Here is a 17,094-nt window from a genome sequence, read left to right on the forward strand (position 1 = left end):
TCCACAAAGGAGCTGTTCACGTGTCCAGAACAGGCGCACAACATTTCTTGGCCCAGGGCGGCGGCGCCCCCAACGGCATCGTCTCCAGCAATTTCGAAGATCCCAACCCGGCAAGCCCGCACGCGAGGGTCGCGCTGGATGTACAGCCGGGGCAGTCGGGCATTTCCCAAGACGATGCGGCCGGGCAGGTCAAACGGCTGATTGCCGAGGCGCGCAAGCTGATCATCAGCCGCGAACTGCAGGCCGCGGTGCCGCTGGTGCAGCAGGCCATTCAGATCGAGCCTCGGAACGCTGAACTGCATTTCATGCTGGGCGAAACGCTTGAGCTGATGATGCGGCCCGAAATGGCTATCCTGTCCCATTTGGAAGCCCTGAAGCTCGACCCGGGCAACGCCCAGTACCAGTGCAACATCGGGACCTACCTGATGCGGCTGAACCGAGAACAGGAGGCGATCGGTTTTTTTGAGCTGGCTGCCCAGACGGATCCGAAAAATGCCATCGCTTTGGTGCGGATGATTTTCCTGAAGCTCCGGCACGCGGACTGGTCTGCCTTCAAGAACCTCAGCAAGACCCTGAAGGTCATCAAGAATTCAGCGAGCAACGTGGACCCGTTTGCGATGCTGCCCGTAACCGATGACCCTGCGTTTCAGAAAAGCTGCTCGGTAAAGGTTGCAAGAGCGGCAAAAGCCTCTCTTCAAGATGAGCCCTTCGTCCGGCCCCAGAGGCAGCTCGGTAAAATCAGGCTCGGCTACTTTTCCAGCGATTTCCACGATCACGCGACCATGTTCCTGATCGGCCGCCTGTTCGAGCTGCACGACCGCGGCCGGTTCGAGGTGATCCTGTACGACTACGGCAAGGCGACCCACGAGGCAGGCCGCCTGCGGGCGGAGAGAGCTGCCGATGTTTACCGCCATGTTGCGGACAAGACTTATGCCGAAATCGTCGAGACCGCCCGCGCCGACGAACTGGATATCGCCATCGACCTGAAGGGCTACACCAGGGGCAACAAGGTCAATGTATTCCAGTCCCGGCTGGCGCCGGTGCAGGTTGCCTATCTTGGCTATCCCGGAACAACCGGGATCCAGGCAATGGATTACATGGTGGCCGATCAGGTCACCATTCCGGCCAACCTGAGGAAGCACTACACCGAAAAGATCATCTATATGCCTGACTGCTACCAGGTGAATGACAACACCCGTCAGGCAGCCAGCCATGTTCCGTCGCGCGCCGAACTCGGCTTGCCGGAGGATGCGTTTGTCTTCTGCTCCTTCAACGGGCCATACAAGGTGTCTCCGGCGGAATTCAATATCTGGATGAACCTGCTGCACAGTGTGCCGGGCAGCGTGCTGTGGTTCTATGCCAACCAGGAGACCGTGCGCGCGGCCATCGCCAAGGAAGCGGAGCAGCGCGGTATCGCGGCGGAACGGATCGTGTTTGCCGATACGCTTCCGCAGGCAGAGCATCTGGCGCGGTTGCGCCACGCCGATCTCTTCCTCGACACGTTCAATGTCAACGCCCATACAACCGCAAGCGACGCCTTGTGGGCAGGGGTGCCGGTGGTCACGAAAGCCGGCAAGCAGTTTGCCGCCCGGGTTGCGGCCAGCCTGCTGCATGCCGTCGGACTGGATGACCTGACAGCCGCGACGCCGCAACAGTATGAGGCGCAGGCCCTGAAGCTGGCCCGCGATCCGGCCTATCTGGCAGAGGTGAAAACCCGCCTGAAGGACGGCATCCAGTCCGGCCCGCTCTATGACACCGAAAGCTTCACCCGCAGCTTCGAGGCGCTGATGGAAAAAGCCCTGGAGCGCTATGACGCAGGCCAAAAGCCGGACCACATCGGCCTGGCGTAAGGCCAACTGCAACAAGCAAAAGGGCGCGGCATCTGCCGCGCCCTATGCCGTTTGCAGTGGGATCTGACCGCCTGGCAGGCCGCGGTTACAGCAGCCGCACCTGGGTGCCGATCTGCACCAGCTCGTACAGTTCCTCGACGTGCTGGTTGTACAGGCCGATGCATCCGGAGGAGCTTTGGCGCCCGATCTTGCGGGTGTCATGGGTGCCGTGCACCAGATAGGCAGGCCAATCCAGATACATGGCGCGGGTGCCCAGAGGGTTGTTCGGCACGCCGCCTTCGATTGTCACCGGCAGCGTCGGGTCGCGCTCGCGCATGGAGGCGGTCGGCGTCCAGCTGGGGTTTTCTTTCTTGCGCACGACCTCGGTGTGGCCGCGCTTGGTCAGATCCTCGGTCATCGGCACCGAAGACGGGAACAGCCTGTAGGTTTCGCCGTCCGGCCCCCAGTAATGCAGCGCGCGGGAGCTGATGTCGGCCAGCAGGCAGCCGACGCCCAGGGTCTCGAAATGGTCCTGCCAGTTCTGCTGGGTGAAGGCGGACAGGTTGCGCTGAACCGGCACCTCGTCGCGGATGGCGGGTTCGTTCTGCGGGAAGGCGTCGGTGGATTGCGCGCGCAGGAGGGCCGGGGTGGCCAGCGTGGCGCCAAGGCCCATCAGGGTTGCGCGGCGGGTGATGCGGAGTTTGGTCATGTTGCCTCTACCGTGCTGCTCGAAAACTCCTCCGCAAGATAATCATCGCTGCGGGTTTTCCTAGGGGCGGCATAGCGGAATTTCACCGCCTCACAAGCTTGTGTTGCGCCGGGCGGCGGAACGCCGCCGCCCCGGTATCGATCGCGCATCAGGCCGGCAGGTTGCGGGCCTGGGCAAAGGACAAAAGACGCTTGCTGTCCTCGTCCCACAGGTGCAGGCGGGCATTGGCCAGGCTTTCGCGGATGGTCATCCGGTTGCCCTCGGCCAGCTCGGCATGGTCGCGCAGCACCTCCGGCAGCCGGTAAAAGGGGATGCGGCTGTAGAGGTGGTGCACGTGGTGGATGCCGATATTGGCGCTGAGCCATTGCAGCACCGGCGGCAGCACGTAGTGCGAGCTGCCGTGCAGGGCGGCGTCATGCAGCTGCCATTCGCTGTCCTGCTGCCACTGGGTGTTCTCGAACTGGTGCTGGACATAGAACAGCCACAGGCCCGCGGTGGCGGCGATCAGCGTGGCAGGCAGGAAAATCAGCAGCAAAGGCATCAGCCCGCCGAAATACCAGATCAGCCCCAGCGCCGCGAGGATCGAGGCATTGGTGCCCATGGCGCTGACCCAGTAACGCATCTGCCCCGTCAAACCGTAGGGGATGCGGTTCTGCAGAAAGAACAGGTAGCCGGGGCCGATGCCGAACAGGGTGACAGGGTGGCGGTAGAGCCGGTACATCAGACGGCCCCAGCGGCTTTCGGCGCGGTATTCGGCCACGGTCATCGTGTGGATGTCGCCCATGCCGCGCTTGCCGAGGTTGCCGTGGGTGCTGTGGTGGATCGAATGGGTGCGGCGCCAGACGTCATAGGGGGTCAGGGTGAGCACCCCGATGATGCGGCCCACCCAGTCGCTGACATGGCGGTTGTTGAAGAAGGACCCGTGGCCGCAATCGTGCTGGATGGTGAACAGGCGCAACAGGAAGGCGGCGATCAGCACCGAAATGGCCAGCGTCAGCCAGTAGCTGACCGACAGCGACCACCAGGCCAGCGCCCAGAGCAGCAGGAACGGCACAACAGTCACCGCCAGCTCAAAGCTGCTGCGCAGTGGGCTGGGATCGCGGTATTGGGCCAGGATCTTGACCCAGTCGCGCGCGGGTCGTGCCGCCGCCAGCGGCTGGTTCGGTTCGGAAGTCTTGCTCATGCGCCTGCCGTTTGTCTGTCTGTTGCAGACCGGATAGACGAGTTACGCCGCGGAACAAGCAAAAACCGGCTTCCACCGCCGCTTTTCCGGCAAAAATCCGGTGCCATTGCAGGATCGCCATCATTCCCGGTCCTTTTGCGCCGGCGCTCTGCGGAAATGGCCGCAGCGCACCCCCAGGGCGCAGGCCGCTTTTGGCGGCAGCGAGTCACAAGCCGCTGGCGTTCCCTGTTGCCAGGAACCTGAAGTTGGCCTTGCCAGCGGCCCAAACGGCAATCCGGTCAATCCGAAGCTGCCGGTTGCGGCGCCGTACCGGCAGTTCGAACAACGCATGAATCACCCGGAAAACCGCCGGATCTGGCTGGACAGCCTGCTAGCGGCGGTGCTGCCGACCGAACGGAGAACGGCAGGAAATGAAAAAGGCCCCGGGATTCCCGGGGCCTTTTACTGTTAAGGAGCAGTAGGTTAGTCCATTGCCTTGAAGTTGAACTCGCCACCTTCCTTGATGCCCGAGGGCCAGCGGGAGGTCACGGTCTTGGTGCGGGTGTAGAACTTGAAGCTGTCCGGGCCGTGCTGGTTCAGGTCGCCGAACATCGACTTCTTCCAGCCGCCGAAGGTGTGGTAGGCCAGCGGCACCGGGATCGGCACGTTGATGCCCACCATGCCGATGTTGACGCGGGATGCGAAGTCGCGCGCGGTGTCGCCATCGCGGGTGAAGATCGCGGTGCCGTTGCCGTACTCGTGATCCATCGCCAGCTTCAGGGCTTCCTCGTAAGTGCCTGCACGCACAGTGGAAAGCACCGGACCGAAGATCTCCTGCTTGTAGATGTCCATGTCGGTGGTGACATGGTCGAACAGGTGGGCACCGACAAAGAAGCCGTCCTCGTAGCCCTGCAGTTTGAAGTCGCGGTTGTCGACCACCAGCTTGGCGCCCTGGTCGACGCCGGACTGGATCAGGCCCAGGATGCGCTCCTTGGCGGCCGCGGTCACAACCGGGCCCAGGTCCACGTCATCGCCGGCGGTGTAGGGGCCGACTTTCAGGGTTTCGATGCGCGGGATCAGCTTCTCGATCAGCTTGTCGGCGGTTTCCTCACCGACCGGCACCGCAACCGAGATCGCCATGCAGCGTTCGCCGGCCGCGCCGAAGCCTGCGCCGACCAGCGCGTCAGCGGCCTGGTCCAGATCGGCGTCGGGCATGATGATCATGTGGTTCTTGGCGCCGCCGAAGCACTGGGCGCGCTTGCCGTTGGCGGTGGCGCGGGAGTAGATGTACTGCGCAATCGGGGTGGAGCCGACGAAGGACACGCCCTGGATGATTTCGCTGTCCAGAATGGTGTCGACAGCTTCCTTGTCGCCGTTCACGACCTGGAACACGCCTTCGGGCAGGCCTGCCTCGATGAACAGCTCGGCCAGCATCAGCGGCACGGAGGGGTCGCGCTCGGAGGGCTTCAGCACCACGGCGTTGCCGCAGGCCAGCGCCGGGCCGACGTGCCACAGCGGCATCATGGCGGGGAAGTTGAAGGGCATGATCGAGCCGACAACACCCAGCGGCTGGCGCATGGAGTACATGTCGATGCCGGGGCCTGCGCTGTCGGTGAATTCACCCTTCAGCATCTGCGGCGCGCCGACGCAGTATTCGATCACTTCCAGGCCGCGCTGCAGGTCGCCCTTGGCGTCCGGGATGGTCTTGCCGTGCTCGCGCGACAGCGCCTCGGCCAGCTTGTCCATGTCGCGGTTCATCAGGCCAACCATCGCCATCATCACGCGGGCGCGCTTCTGCGGGTTGGTTGCGCCCCATGCGGGCTGCGCCGCGGCGGCCTTTTCGATCGCATCGGTGGTCTCGGCAGCGCTGGCCATCGGGCACTGGTACTGCACTTCGCCGGTTGCGGGGTTGAAAACATCGTCAAAGCGGCCCGAGGTGCCGGAAACCAGTTTGCCGTTGATAAAGTGGCCGAGTTCTTTCATCGGATCCTCCTCTGTTCATCTTGCCCTTATCGTAGGCTTGCAAAAAACGTCGGAAAAGAGGAAACATTTCAAAGAGGCTTTGCAGGAACGCAAAAGGTTAACGCGGCGTTCGCAGGAAAACGGAGGACCCGGGGCCAATGGATCCGCAGTGGGATGATATGAAAGTGTTTTTGGCGGTGGCCCGGGAGGCGAGCCTGTCCGGCGCGGGCCGTATCCTGAAAATGGATCCTGCAACCGTCGGCCGCCGTATTGCCCGGTTCGAGGCGGCGCTGGAGACGCCGCTGTTCGTGAAATCGCCGCAAGGCTATGCGCTGAGCGCGGCCGGCGACCGGCTGCTGGTGCATGCCGAGGCGGCCGAACAGGCGATGCGGGCAGGGACCGAAGCGCTGAGCGGCCCCAGCGACACTATGTCCGGGCAGATCCGCATCGGCGCCCCGGACGGCAGCGCCAACTACATATTGCCGCAGGTCTGCGCCCAGATCGCCGAGGAGAATCCGGATCTTGACATCCAGATCGTGGCGCTGCCGCGGGTGATCAACCTCAGCCGCCGCGAAGCGGATATGGCGGTCACGGTCAGTGCGCCGACCGCGGGCAAACTGCTGGTGCAAAAGATCTGCGACTATAAGCTGCACCTTGTCGCCTCGCGCCATTACCTGAAAGAACACCCGGAGATCGAGACGCTGGAGGACCTGAAGGGCCACAAGATGATCGGCTATATTCCCGACATGATTTTCGACAAGGAACTGGACTATTTGAACGATATCGGCGTCGAGCGGGTGGCGCTGGCGTCCAACTCCGTCTCGGTGCAGATCAAGATGGCAGCACAGGGCACCGCGATCTGCGTGGCGCATGATTTCAGCCTGCCGGCCCACCGGATGCTGCGCAAGATCCTGACCGACAAGGTCAGCCTGACGCGCAGTTTCCACCTAGTGCGGCACCAGGGCGACCAGCGCAGCGAGCGGCTGAACCGCTTTGCCCAGGCGCTGTCGAAAGGCATCCGCGACGAGGTGGCCCGGCTGGAAGCCTTGACTTGAAGCTGCGTTGCGGCAAACCTTGCTGTAACGCAATAAAATTTCGGAGGTTTGCTGTATGCTTGTTCAGGTCATTTTGAAGTCCAAGGCCAGCTCCGGTGTGGTGACAGTCAAGCCGGATGCAAGCGTGGCCGAGGCGGCAAAAGTGATGTCGGACAACCGTTTTGGCACCGTGGTTATTTCCGCAGATGGCGAAACGCCGGATGGCATCCTGTCAGAGCGCGACATTGTAAGGGAATTGTCTAAGGAAGGGGCCACCTGCCTGGATCAGCCGGTCAGCAGCTACATGACGCGGAAACTGGTCACCTGCACCAACCAGTCCAATGTCGGCGAGGTTCTGAAGCAAATGACAGACGGGCGCTTCCGCCACATGCCGGTGGTCGAAGACGGCAAGCTGGTCGGGATCGTGACGCTGGGCGACGCGGTGAAGGCGCAGCTGGCGCAGGTGGCGATGGAGAAAGACGCGCTGCAAGACATGATCATGGGGCACTGAGCCGCAGGCGCGGCGTCCGTATTTCTGCCCCCTTGCATTGGCGGCAGCAAATATGTTTGCGTGTGCAGAAATTTCTGACAAGGCAGGAGGCCGCCCATGCGCGTGGGTCTGTATCCCGGCACCTTCGACCCGATCACAATCGGGCACATCGACATCATCCGCCGCGCCAGCGCGCTGGTGGACAAGCTGGTCATCGGCGTGGCGATCAACCGTGACAAGGGGCCGCTGTTCGGCCTCGAGGAGCGGGTGGCGATGATCGAAGCGGAATGCGCCAAGCTGAGCGATGAGACCGGCACTGAAATCGTGGCGCATCCGTTCGAAAACCTGTTGATCGACTGCGCCCATGATGTCGGCGCCCAGATTATCGTGCGCGGCCTGCGGGCGGTGGCCGATTTCGAGTATGAATTCCAGATGGTCGGCATGAACCGGGCCCTGGACAGCTCGGTCGAGACGGTGTTCCTGATGGCCGAGGCGCGGCATCAGGCGATTGCCTCCAAGCTGGTCAAGGAAATCGCCCGGCTGGACGGCGACGTGTCGAAATTCGTGACGCCGCTGGTCAAGGACAAGCTGCTGCACCGGCTGGGCAAGTCCGGCTGACACCCGCCTTCGCACTGACGGACACAGGCAAAGCCGGGCTGACGCCCGGCTTTGTGCTTTCGGTGGCGCGCTGCGCGCGCAGGCGGCGGCTGGCGCCGCCGGAAAATTTCAGAGAAGGGGCCGGGAGCCCGCCGAAGCGGCGGCCGGGGAAGGGCGGGTCAGCGCCAGAACGCCAGCCAGTCGATCAGGGCAAACAGTTTCTTGCCAAGGAAAATCATGTGGCGGTCGCCCGCCAGGGCAATGTCGATGACGGCAGCGGCAATCAGGAACAGTCCCAAATAGAGTGCAATCCGGTTGGTCATGAAAGCTCCGCCGCAAAGGAAAACGCCCGCCCAGATAACCTGAGCGGGCGTGAATTCTCAAGGGGGTGAGGGCGTTTAGCCCAGCTTGCCCATGGCCACGGCCACATCGGCCATACGCACCGAGAAGCCCCATTCGTTGTCGTACCAGGCCAGCACGCGCACCATGCGGTCCTCGACCACGCGGGTCTGGTCCGGCGCGAAGATGGAGCTTTCCGGGGTGTGGTTGAAATCGGTGGAGACCAGCGGCGCCGGCTCATAGCCCAGCACGCCCTTCATCGGGCCTTCGGCGGCTTCCTTGACGGCGGCGTTGACCTGCTCGGCGGTCACGTCGCGGCCGGCGCGGAAGGTCAGGTCCACGGCGGAAACATTCGGGGTCGGCACGCGGATGGCAGAGCCGTCCAGGCGGCCTTTCAGGTTCGGCAGCACTTCGCCCAGGGCCTTGGCGGCGCCGGTCGATGTCGGGATCATCGACATGGCAGCGGCGCGGGCGCGGTACAGGTCCTTGTGGCGGCGGTCCAGGGTCGGCTGGTCGCCGGTGTAGGCGTGGATGGTGGTCATGATGCCGTGCTCGATGCCGAACGCCTCGTCCAGCACCTTGGCCAGCGGCGCCAGGCAGTTGGTGGTGCAGGAACCGTTGGAGATCATGGTGTCGCCGGCTTCCAGCTGGTCGTCGTTGACACCGAACACGATGGTCTTGTCGACGTTCTTGCCGGGGGCGGACAGCAGCACCTTCTTGGCGCCGCGCTCCAGGTGCGCCTTGGCCTTCTCGCCATCGTTGAACTTGCCGGTGCATTCCAGAACCACGTCGCAGCCCGACCAGTCCAGCTCGTTCATGTCGTAGGTGGAGAACATCTGCATGTCGCCGCGGCCCAGGTTCATGGTGCCGTCGCCGATGGTCACTTCACCCGGGAAACGGCCATGCACGGAGTCGTACTTGATCAGATGCGCCGCGGTTTCCAGCGGGCCGGTGGCGTTCACCTTGATCACTTCGATGTCGTCGCGGCCCGAGGCGGCGATGTGCGACAGGGTGCAGCGGCCGATGCGGCCAAAACCGTTGATCCCGACTTTGATGGTCATGAGTACGTCTCCAAGCGAGCAAAACCTTTGGCCGCCATATAGACCGGAGGCCCTGTGGTCTAAAGGGGTAAAAGCGTCATTAAATGAAACTGTTAGCGCAAAAAGCGCATGGTGGCGGTAACGGTTTCAGCCGGTGGCGGTAACGGAAATCCGCGCCTCCGGCGCGGTGGCGCTAACGCTTGTGCTGCGGCGCGGAAGCGGGCAGATTGCCACTCAGACGCGAACAGGGATTGAGGAAATTGGCATGAGCGGATTGCTGGCGCTGCTGGATGACGTGGCCGGAATTGCCAAGGTGGCGGCGGCTTCGGTCGATGACGTGGCGGCGGCGGCGGGCAAGGCCGGCGCTAAGACCGCGGGCGTGATCATCGATGATGCGGCAGTGACGCCCAAGTACCTGCAGGGGTTCGCACCTGCCCGCGAGCTGCCGATCATCTGGCGCATCACCCGCGGATCGCTGTTCAACAAGCTGATCCTCTTGATGCCGGTGGCGATGCTGCTGGCGAATTTCGCCCCTTGGCTTATCACCCCGCTGTTGATGCTGGGCGGCGGGTATCTGTGTTTCGAGGGGGCAGAGAAGGTCTTTCACGTGCTGTTCCCCCACGCCAGCCACGCCATCGACGAGGACATGAGCATCAAGGACCCCGGCCACCTGGAGGAGCAGAAGGTCAGGGGTGCGATCAAGACCGATTTCATCCTGTCGGCGGAGATCATGACCATCGCGCTTGCCGCCATCGAGGCGCCGACGGTGTGGATGCAGGCAGCGACCCTGGCGGTGGTGGCGATCGGCGTCACGCTGGCGGTCTACGGCTCTGTCGCGCTGATCGTTAAGATGGACGATGTGGGCCTCTACCTGGCGCAGAATGCACCGACACCGGTGGGGCGCGGGCTGGGGCGCGGGCTGGTCAAGTTCATGCCGGTGCTGATGAAAATCCTGTCGGTGGTCGGTACCGCAGCGATGCTGTGGGTGGGCGGCTCCATCATCATCCACGGACTGGAAGTGCTGGGCTTTGGCTGGCTGGGCCATCTGATCCACGACTGGGCCTATGCCGTGGGCCATGCGGTGCCTGAGGGCTGGACCGGCTTTGCCGAGTGGACCGCCAAGGCGGCGATGGACGGGGTGTTCGGCGTCGCGCTGGGGCTGATGCTGATCCCGCTGGCGACCAAGGTGATCGCGGCTGTTGCGGGCGAAAAAGCCGGGGGCTGAACCAGCGTGTGCCGAACTGGCTGAATGACAATTCCTGACCAGAGCGGGCACTTCAGCGATACCTTGGCCTTCTTAAAAAGGGCACCAGGCGTTCTACGCAGTCCATCACCCTTTTTACCTGCATCCGAAATTTGCGTGCATCCAAGATTTCAGAGAAGATTTCGGACGGTTGCATTCAGTTGCCTGCTACTAAACAATGAGCATTGAGGTGCTTGCCTAAGGGGTGGCCCAAACGACGTCGTAACGAGGAGGATGCCAAAGGATGTGCTTTCAGCGAATAGTGCGGGGTAGCCTGGTGACGTTTTCGGCCGTGCAAATGCTGCTGTCGATGCAAATGAGCACGATGGCGCAGGCAGAGATGCTCAGTACAGGAGAGGTAATTTCAAGATATGCGGCACATGCCGACCGCGATTTTTTGTTGAGTGAACTCAAGAAACAAGAAGTTCATGACGAACTTGTCGCGAGGGGGGTAGACCCGAATGAAGCCGAAACGCGTCTTGCGGCGCTATCGAATGAGGAAATTGCGTCGGTAATTGCACAAATGGAAAGCGACACCGCCGGCGGCAACGGGGTTGTAGGCGCACTGCTAACCGTGTTCATCATCTTGCTTGTAACGGATCTTTTGTGCCTGACGAAAGCGTTTCCCTTTACGCGGTGCGCCGGCCGCTGATCTTCACTCGCGGTCTTCGTTGTCCTGTTTGGCTTACCGCCCTTTTGCCAGTTCTACTGGTTGCTTGCTCGCAGCCACAGGGGCAAATACCACCCCGAATTGATGCCCCGCAGCGTGCGATGGTGGCCGGGGTTCCGCTTATCAAACAAAACGAATTCCATTGCGGACCAGCATCGCTGGCAATGGTCTTTCAATGGTCGGGGCTCAATGTCACCCAGGCCGAGGTCGCCGCTCAATCCTTTACGCCTGGTGCGAAAGGAACCTATCTCGCTGATATGGCTGGGGCCGCCCGCAGGCATGCAATGCTTGCTGTGCGCCTTTCCACTTTGGAAGAGGTGCTCGAGGAGGTTGCCGCGGGAAACCCCGTTATCATCTTCCAAAACCTCGGCTTGAAATGGGCGCCGAGATGGCACTATGCGGTTGTCGTTGGCTATGATTTGAACAGCGGCCAAATCACCCTCCACTCAGGTGAACACCAGCAAATGACGATGGGCCTTCGTCTGTTCATGCGAACATGGAAGCGGGGGGATTACTGGGCGATGGCCGTTTTGCCGCCAAGCCAATTGCCAGTGACAGATAATCAGTGGGAAATTCTAAGGGCAGCAGCGGCGCTGGAACAACTGGGCCACACCCGGGCTGCGGCAAAAGTGTATGTCAATGGAGGGACTCGTTGGCCCGGAAATTGGATTTGGGCATATGGTCTAGGCAATACCCGGTACCAGCAAGGCGATCTGGCAGGCGCCAGGAAAGCGTTTGAGCGTGCCGCAGAAATAGACCCTTCACCGCCAGAAATTCAGCATAATCTACAGTTGGTTATTCGGGAAATGTCGAAGGTGCCGAGAAGGTCAGATTAGGAATTTTCGGACAAACGTCCGTATAGGCGATCGCGAAATGGACCCCGCTGAAAAGGGCAGCTTGCAAACTATCGGCAAGAGCCGCGCGGCTGCGAATCCGAGCAGAATGGTTCGTACGTCCGCTTGTCCCGCGTAGCAACTGAAACGAAAAGGGCACCCGGTTGGGTGCCCTTTGTGTTTGTTTGAACGGCGGGTTCAGCCCAGCAGCTCTTTCACCTTTGCCACGGTGCCCTCGGCGGTGATGCCGAAGCGTTCGAACAGCTCGCCTGCAGGCGCAGAGGCGCCGAAGCGGTCCATGCCGACGAAACCGGCTTTCTTCTCCTGGCCGCGCTCGCCCAAGAGCCAGCGGTCCCAGCCGCCGTCGCGGACAGCGGCCTCGATGCCGACGCGGACGGGGCCTGCGGGCAGGACCTTGCGGCGGTAGGCTTCGTCCTGTGCTGCAAACAGCTCCATGCAGGGCATGGAGACGACGCGGGTGCCGATGCCTTCGGCTTCCAGCTTGGCCTTGGCATCCATCGCGACAGAGACCTCGGAGCCGGTGGCGATCAGGATGACCTGGCGCTTGCTCTCGGCCTCGGCCAGAACATAGGCGCCTTTTTCGACCATGTTGGTCAGCTTGTGCTCGGTCCGGACGGTCGGCAGGTTCTGACGGGTGAGCGTCATCACCGACGGGGTTTCCTTGGCGGTGAGGGCGATTTCCCAGGCCTCGGCGGTTTCCACGGTGTCAGCGGGACGGAACACATAGGTGTTCGGGGTGGCGCGGCAGATCGCCAGATGCTCCACCGGCTGGTGGGTCGGGCCGTCTTCGCCGACGCCGATCGAGTCGTGGGTCATCACGAACACGGTCGGGATCTTCGACAGCGCGGCCAGGCGCATCGCCGGGCGGGCATAGTCGGTGAAGCAGAAGAAGGTGCCGCCGTAGGGGCGCATGCCGCCGTGCAGCGCCATGCCGTTCATCGCCGCGGCCATGCCGTGCTCGCGGATACCCCAGTAGACATAGCGGCCCTTGCGGTTGTCGGTGTCAAACACGCCCAGGTCGCCGGTCTTGGTGTTGTTGGAGCCGGTGAGGTCAGCGGAGCCGCCTACGGTTTCGGGCATCAAGGGGTTGATGACGGCCAGCGCCATTTCCGACGACTTGCGGGTCGCGACCTTGGGCTGCTCCTCGCTCACCTGCTTTTTCAGCGCCTTGATGGCGGCGGAGAGCTTCTTGGGCGCGTCCAGGTTGTAGGCGCGGTTGAAACGGTCCTGCTTCTGCTGCGACAGCTCGGCAAAGCGGGCTTCCCAGGCTTCGCGCTCGGACTTGCCGCGGGCGCCGATCTCTTCCCATTGGGATTTGATCTCTGCCGGAACCTCGAACGCGCCGCCGGTCCAGCCGTAGGCGTCCTTGGCCGCCTGCAGCTGGTCCTTGTCGGTCAGCGCGCCGTGGCCTTTGGAGGTGTCCTGCGCTGCGTGGCCTAGGGCGATGTGGGTCTTGCAGGCGATCATCGACGGCTTCTTCGATTTCTTCGCCGCGGTGATGGCCTCGTCGATGGCCTTGGGGTCGTGGCCGTCGATTTCCAGCACCTGCCAGCCCGACGCCTTGAAGCGCTGCACCTGGTTGGTGCGGTCGGACAGATCAACGGTGCCGTCAATGGTGATGTTGTTGTTGTCCCAGAAGACAATCAGTTTGCCCAGTTGGTGGCGGCCGGCCAGGCCGATCGCTTCCTGGCTGATGCCTTCCATCAGGCAACCGTCGCCGGCGATCACATAAGTGTAGTGATCGACAACCTTCTTGCCGTAATGGGCGCGCTGCATTTCCTCTGCCATGGCGAAGCCGACAGCGTTGGAGATGCCCTGGCCCAGCGGGCCGGTGGTGACTTCGACCGCGTCGATCAGGAAGTTCTCCGGGTGGCCCGCGGTGATCGCGCCGGTCTGGCGGAAGTTCTTGATCTGATCCAGGGTGACCTGCTTGTCGCCGGTCAGGTAGAGCAGCGAGTAGATCAGCATCGAGCCGTGGCCCGCCGACAGGATGAACCGGTCGCGGTCCGGCCAGGCCGGATTGGATGCGTCGAATTTGAGGTGTTTTTCGAACAGCACGGTAGCCACATCGGCCATGCCGATCGGCATGCCGGTATGCCCGGAGTTGGCGGCGGCAACGGCGTCGAGGGCGAGCGCGCGGATGGCGGCGGCCTTGTTCCAATGCTCAGGGTTGGCGGTGCGCAGGGCTGTCAGGTCCACTGGGATTGTTCCTTTGGCGTTACAGGCAATTGCTGCGCTCAATAACAGCGATGAGCCAAAGATCAAGCGTGGTTGCGCCGATCGCCGTCAATCAGCACGAAGTAGGCGTGGCAAGTGGTTGAAACGCAAAGGGGGGTGTTTTATCCCTGAAAGGGAAGAACTGGCCCATGCCGGCGGCGTCTGCACGATTCGGGCGGGCGGCGGGCAGATAACGGAACGGCAGGGTGCGGGTGAGGAACAGGCATGAACCAAATTGAAGAATTGCAAGGCCGCATTCAGGCCGCGCTGGAACGGATCAGCGCCGGCACTGCGGCGCTGCAGGAGGCGCGCGCAGCGGACAAGGCCCGGGCGGAGGACGCGGCTGCAGAAGCCGCCAAGGCTGCAGAGTCGGCCGCGGCAGGTGCTGCAAATGCGGAGCTGGAACAGGCGCTTGACGAGGAGCGCACCGCCAATGCCCAGCTGGAAGAGCGGGTGAAGGTGCTGCACGCGCGTCTCAAGGAAGCGGAAAGCAGCGCCCCCGCAGGCACTGCCAGCGATGAAGACGTCGCCGCGATGCAGGCGGAACTGGAGCTGCTGCGCAACGAGGCCGGCGACCCGGCTGAAAAGCAGGCGCTGCGGGCCGAAGTGGCACGCCTCAAGGGCGAGCTGGAAGTGGCGGCCAACAATGCGGCCAATGCCCGGGAGGCGCTGGAGGATCAGCTTGCCGAAGCGCAGGCCGCCAACGACACCCTGAAAGCGCAGCTGGCCGCAGCGGACAGCGGCGACGGCGCCGGTTCGCCGGGGATGCAGGACACCGCCGCAGAGCTTGCGCGCCAGAATGATGCCCTGGTGCAGCTCGATGCAGAGCTACAGGAGCTGCGTATGGCCAACGAGGAGCTGCGCGCCTCCAACACGGCGCTGCGCGAGGCCAATGCCCAGAGCCTTGGCGACGCCGGGCTGATCAACGCCTCCATGGAAGCTGAAATTCAGGGCCTGCGCGCGGCCCAGGCCAGCGATCAGGCCCAGGTCAACGCCGTCCTGGCCAAGCTGGAGCCGCTGCTGGCCAATGCCCGCAACCTGCCGGAAGGAGAGGAAGTCTGATGCCCGAAGTGACCATTCATATCGGCGGCCGCGGCTTTGAGGTCTCCTGCCAGGAAGGCGAGGAAGACTACCTGCATTCCGCCGCCAAGATGCTGGACGACGAGGCACAAGTGCTGTCGGACCAGATCGGCCGCATGCCTGAGGCGCGGATGCTGTTGATGGCCGGCCTGATGCTGGCGGACAAGACCGCCGCGGTCGAGGACCGGATCAAGGAAGTGGAGGCCGAACTGGCCGAACGCATGCAGGAACTGGAAGCGCTGAAAAACGCCCCGGCGCCGGAGCCCGAACGCATCGAAATCCCTGTGGTGCCTCCGCAGGTCACGGAAAGCCTGGCCGAGCTGGCCGCCCGCACCGAGGCGCTGGCCCAGCAGGTCGAGGAACAGGCGGCAAGCTGAGGGAAGTCCCGCAAGTCGCTGCAGAAAAAGGAAAAGGCGCCGCTGGGGCGCCTTTTTTTTTGTTGCCGCGGATGGCGCCTGGGGTCAGGCGTTGGCTTCGCGGATCTTGTCGGCGGCTTCCTTGTTGAAGGAAATGCCGTTGTCCTCGAACAGCGTGTCCAGCTCCGACGACAGGGCCATCTCGGTGATGATGTCGCAGCCGCCGACGAACTCGCCCTTGACGTAAAGCTGCGGAATGGTCGGCCAGTCGGAGTATTCCTTGATGCCCGAACGGATTTCCTCATCCGCCAGCACGTTCACGTCGGTGTAGTCCACGCCGATGTAGTTCAGCACCGCGGCCACGCGCGAGGAGAAGCCGCACTGCGGCATTTCCTTGGTGCCTTTCATGTAGAGCACCACGTCATTGGCTTTGACAGTTTCGTCGATGCGGGTCTTTGCGTCGGTCATTTACTCAGGTCCTTTTCGTCGTGCCGCCGTGGATGGACCGGCAGGAAGTCTTTGAGTGCGAGATACGTTACAATGGGCAGCATTAAAAGGGCCGCAGCAGGAGAAACTTGTTCTGCCGCAAACTCAAGCAGCCGGTGCAGCGGGTTATTCCGGCGCCTTGGTAGTCAGCGCCAGCGCGTGCAATTCGCCGTCGGGGCCGTCCATCTTGCCTTTCAGCGCGGCATAGACGGCGCGCTGCTGCTGGACGCGGTTTTTGCCGCGGAAGCTTTCGTCGACAACCATCGCCGACATGTGCACGCCGTCGGTGCCAGCCACCTGGATTTCGGCGTCGGGGAAGCTTTCGCGCAGCAGTTCTTCGATTTCGTGGGCTTGCATGGGCATCCGGAGAAGTCCTTTGTCTTGTTTGCCAAAAATGTAGGTGGGCGGCTGGGGCTGTGCAAGCAGGATTACCGGCTGTCCGGCGCAAAAGGCGCGATGGCCTCGACAAAATCCGGCACTGCCGCCAGGGCCTCCTGCACGCTGTCTTCCTCGAAATCCCAGATCGAGGACGGGGCGTCGGGGCACAGCGCCGCGGTCAGCTCCGCGCAGCGGTTTCGCAGGTCCTGGGGCAGCGGCAGCGCGGCGGCTTCCTGCAGCACCAACAGCGCCTCGTGGATCGGCCGCAGCACCCGCAGGGCATAAGTCATATGGGTCAGCAGATCCGGGTCGTCGTGCCAGGTCTCGCCCTCGAACAGGTTTTGCGTCACCCGCTGGCCGGCGCCGGCGCAGGAATAGGCCACACAGCCGCCAAAGCCGCATTTGGCAAGATCGGAATGAATGGAGCAGCGGAAATCGGGGGCGAGGTTGGGGCAGGGCGTGTCTGCCGCCTTCAAGAGGCCGAAATCCTCATGCGCCTCAAACGGATAGGCCACGCAGCAAAGGCCCGCGCAGCGGCTGCAATCCTCTGTCAGCTCAGGAAAAGTCATCGGCCGGTTTCCGGTCAAAGGAAAGGGCGGGACAGCTGCGCCATCCCGCCCGTTTAGTCTCAACGCTTTGCGCTGTTGG

General features: G+C 62.7%; 18 protein-coding genes. 9 read left to right on the top strand and 9 right to left on the bottom strand.

Annotated features, from left to right (window positions below; genetic code table 11):
* Positions 1–20: 20 nt before the first annotated feature.
* On the top strand, positions 21–1,850 hold the full coding sequence (locus tag LHL23_RS00110) for an O-linked N-acetylglucosamine transferase, SPINDLY family protein (RefSeq protein WP_226428352.1): 1,830 nt from the start codon (positions 21–23) through the stop codon (positions 1,848–1,850).
* Positions 1,851–1,935: 85 nt separating this feature from the next.
* Here the strand turns inward: LHL23_RS00110 and LHL23_RS00115 are convergent, their stop codons facing one another.
* From LHL23_RS00115 to LHL23_RS00125, 3 genes are all read right to left on the bottom strand, one after another.
* Positions 1,936–2,538, bottom strand: coding sequence for a L,D-transpeptidase (locus LHL23_RS00115; RefSeq protein WP_226428353.1), 603 nt, complete (start codon positions 2,536–2,538; stop codon positions 1,936–1,938).
* A 148-nt stretch (positions 2,539–2,686) separates the two neighbouring features.
* A complete protein-coding gene (locus LHL23_RS00120; RefSeq protein ID WP_226428354.1) occupies positions 2,687–3,721 on the bottom strand; it encodes a fatty acid desaturase in 1,035 nt (344 codons plus the stop codon).
* Between the two features lie 462 nt (positions 3,722–4,183).
* Positions 4,184–5,683, bottom strand: a complete 1,500-nt coding sequence (locus LHL23_RS00125) for a CoA-acylating methylmalonate-semialdehyde dehydrogenase (protein ID WP_226428355.1) — start codon at positions 5,681–5,683, stop codon at positions 4,184–4,186.
* A 137-nt stretch (positions 5,684–5,820) separates the two neighbouring features.
* Between LHL23_RS00125 and LHL23_RS00130 the strand changes: the two genes are divergently transcribed.
* The 3 genes from LHL23_RS00130 to coaD all read left to right on the top strand — a co-directional run bounded on the left by LHL23_RS00130 (position 5,821) and on the right by coaD (position 7,804).
* Positions 5,821–6,717 (top strand): LysR family transcriptional regulator, encoded by an 897-nt coding sequence (locus tag LHL23_RS00130; protein ID WP_222475870.1) that lies wholly within the window; start codon positions 5,821–5,823, stop codon positions 6,715–6,717.
* Between the two features lie 55 nt (positions 6,718–6,772).
* Complete coding sequence (locus tag LHL23_RS00135; RefSeq protein WP_222475868.1) at positions 6,773–7,207, top strand: CBS domain-containing protein; 435 nt, start codon at positions 6,773–6,775, stop codon at positions 7,205–7,207.
* A gap of 96 nt (positions 7,208–7,303) precedes the next feature.
* The gene (gene coaD, locus LHL23_RS00140) at positions 7,304–7,804 is read left to right on the top strand and encodes a pantetheine-phosphate adenylyltransferase (protein WP_222475866.1); all 501 of its coding nucleotides are present in this window, start codon (positions 7,304–7,306) and stop codon (positions 7,802–7,804) included.
* Positions 7,805–7,962: 158 nt separating this feature from the next.
* On the opposite strand, the gene LHL23_RS00145 is transcribed toward coaD, so the two are convergent.
* Both LHL23_RS00145 and gap read right to left on the bottom strand, forming a co-directional pair.
* Complete coding sequence (locus LHL23_RS00145) at positions 7,963–8,106, bottom strand: hypothetical protein (RefSeq protein WP_226428356.1); 144 nt, start codon at positions 8,104–8,106, stop codon at positions 7,963–7,965.
* Positions 8,107–8,181: 75 nt separating this feature from the next.
* A complete protein-coding gene (gene gap, locus LHL23_RS00150) occupies positions 8,182–9,183 on the bottom strand; it encodes a type I glyceraldehyde-3-phosphate dehydrogenase (protein ID WP_226428357.1) in 1,002 nt (333 codons plus the stop codon).
* A gap of 244 nt (positions 9,184–9,427) precedes the next feature.
* Between gap and LHL23_RS00155 the strand changes: the two genes are divergently transcribed.
* The 3 genes from LHL23_RS00155 to LHL23_RS00165 all read left to right on the top strand — a co-directional run bounded on the left by LHL23_RS00155 (position 9,428) and on the right by LHL23_RS00165 (position 11,911).
* Positions 9,428–10,387, top strand: a complete 960-nt coding sequence (locus tag LHL23_RS00155; protein ID WP_226428358.1) for a DUF808 domain-containing protein — start codon at positions 9,428–9,430, stop codon at positions 10,385–10,387.
* 295 nt (positions 10,388–10,682) lie between these two features.
* Positions 10,683–11,057, top strand: coding sequence for a PA2779 family protein (locus LHL23_RS00160; protein WP_319005194.1), 375 nt, complete (start codon positions 10,683–10,685; stop codon positions 11,055–11,057).
* Positions 11,058–11,176: 119 nt separating this feature from the next.
* Positions 11,177–11,911 (top strand): PA2778 family cysteine peptidase, encoded by a 735-nt coding sequence (locus tag LHL23_RS00165; protein WP_226428360.1) that lies wholly within the window; start codon positions 11,177–11,179, stop codon positions 11,909–11,911.
* 195 nt (positions 11,912–12,106) lie between these two features.
* Here the strand turns inward: LHL23_RS00165 and tkt are convergent, their stop codons facing one another.
* A complete protein-coding gene (gene tkt, locus LHL23_RS00170) occupies positions 12,107–14,128 on the bottom strand; it encodes a transketolase (protein ID WP_226428361.1) in 2,022 nt (673 codons plus the stop codon).
* Between the two features lie 243 nt (positions 14,129–14,371).
* Between tkt and LHL23_RS00175 the strand changes: the two genes are divergently transcribed.
* Both LHL23_RS00175 and LHL23_RS00180 read left to right on the top strand, forming a co-directional pair.
* Entirely contained in the window at positions 14,372–15,208 is an 837-nt protein-coding gene (locus tag LHL23_RS00175; protein WP_226428362.1) for a colicin transporter, read from the top strand.
* On the top strand, positions 15,208–15,603 hold the full coding sequence (locus LHL23_RS00180) for a cell division protein ZapA (protein ID WP_222475857.1): 396 nt from the start codon (positions 15,208–15,210) through the stop codon (positions 15,601–15,603). Before LHL23_RS00175 ends, LHL23_RS00180 begins: the two co-directional genes overlap by 1 nt.
* Positions 15,604–15,687: 84 nt before the next feature.
* On the opposite strand, the gene grxD is transcribed toward LHL23_RS00180, so the two are convergent.
* From grxD to LHL23_RS00195, 3 genes are all read right to left on the bottom strand, one after another.
* Complete coding sequence (grxD, locus tag LHL23_RS00185; RefSeq protein ID WP_222475856.1) at positions 15,688–16,050, bottom strand: Grx4 family monothiol glutaredoxin; 363 nt, start codon at positions 16,048–16,050, stop codon at positions 15,688–15,690.
* A gap of 144 nt (positions 16,051–16,194) precedes the next feature.
* Complete coding sequence (locus tag LHL23_RS00190; protein WP_019297755.1) at positions 16,195–16,431, bottom strand: BolA/IbaG family iron-sulfur metabolism protein; 237 nt, start codon at positions 16,429–16,431, stop codon at positions 16,195–16,197.
* Positions 16,432–16,496: 65 nt separating this feature from the next.
* Positions 16,497–17,015 (bottom strand): hypothetical protein, encoded by a 519-nt coding sequence (locus LHL23_RS00195; RefSeq protein WP_226428363.1) that lies wholly within the window; start codon positions 17,013–17,015, stop codon positions 16,497–16,499.
* Positions 17,016–17,094: the final 79 nt, after the last annotated feature.

The organism is Leisingera sp. McT4-56, assembly GCF_020514995.1.
Lineage (GTDB): Bacteria > Pseudomonadota > Alphaproteobacteria > Rhodobacterales > Rhodobacteraceae > Leisingera > Leisingera aquaemixtae_A.

What these genes read in the sequence shown, in the direction of transcription:
- LHL23_RS00115 (WP_226428353.1), bottom strand. Translation starts at nt 2,538, where the DNA reads ATGACCAAACTCCGCATCACCCGCCGCGCAACCCTGATGGGCCTTGGC.
- LHL23_RS00120 (WP_226428354.1), bottom strand. Translation starts at nt 3,721, where the DNA reads ATGAGCAAGACTTCCGAACCGAACCAGCCGCTGGCGGCGGCACGACCC.
- LHL23_RS00125 (WP_226428355.1), bottom strand. Translation starts at nt 5,683, where the DNA reads ATGAAAGAACTCGGCCACTTTATCAACGGCAAACTGGTTTCCGGCACC.
- LHL23_RS00130 (WP_222475870.1), top strand. Translation starts at nt 5,821, where the DNA reads ATGGATCCGCAGTGGGATGATATGAAAGTGTTTTTGGCGGTGGCCCGG.
- LHL23_RS00135 (WP_222475868.1), top strand. Translation starts at nt 6,773, where the DNA reads ATGCTTGTTCAGGTCATTTTGAAGTCCAAGGCCAGCTCCGGTGTGGTG.
- coaD (WP_222475866.1), top strand. Translation starts at nt 7,304, where the DNA reads ATGCGCGTGGGTCTGTATCCCGGCACCTTCGACCCGATCACAATCGGG.
- LHL23_RS00145 (WP_226428356.1), bottom strand. Translation starts at nt 8,106, where the DNA reads ATGACCAACCGGATTGCACTCTATTTGGGACTGTTCCTGATTGCCGCT.
- gap (WP_226428357.1), bottom strand. Translation starts at nt 9,183, where the DNA reads ATGACCATCAAAGTCGGGATCAACGGTTTTGGCCGCATCGGCCGCTGC.
- LHL23_RS00155 (WP_226428358.1), top strand. Translation starts at nt 9,428, where the DNA reads ATGAGCGGATTGCTGGCGCTGCTGGATGACGTGGCCGGAATTGCCAAG.
- LHL23_RS00165 (WP_226428360.1), top strand. Translation starts at nt 11,177, where the DNA reads ATGGTGGCCGGGGTTCCGCTTATCAAACAAAACGAATTCCATTGCGGA.
- LHL23_RS00175 (WP_226428362.1), top strand. Translation starts at nt 14,372, where the DNA reads ATGAACCAAATTGAAGAATTGCAAGGCCGCATTCAGGCCGCGCTGGAA.
- LHL23_RS00180 (WP_222475857.1), top strand. Translation starts at nt 15,208, where the DNA reads ATGCCCGAAGTGACCATTCATATCGGCGGCCGCGGCTTTGAGGTCTCC.
- grxD (WP_222475856.1), bottom strand. Translation starts at nt 16,050, where the DNA reads ATGACCGACGCAAAGACCCGCATCGACGAAACTGTCAAAGCCAATGAC.
- LHL23_RS00190 (WP_019297755.1), bottom strand. Translation starts at nt 16,431, where the DNA reads ATGCCCATGCAAGCCCACGAAATCGAAGAACTGCTGCGCGAAAGCTTC.
- LHL23_RS00195 (WP_226428363.1), bottom strand. Translation starts at nt 17,015, where the DNA reads ATGACTTTTCCTGAGCTGACAGAGGATTGCAGCCGCTGCGCGGGCCTT.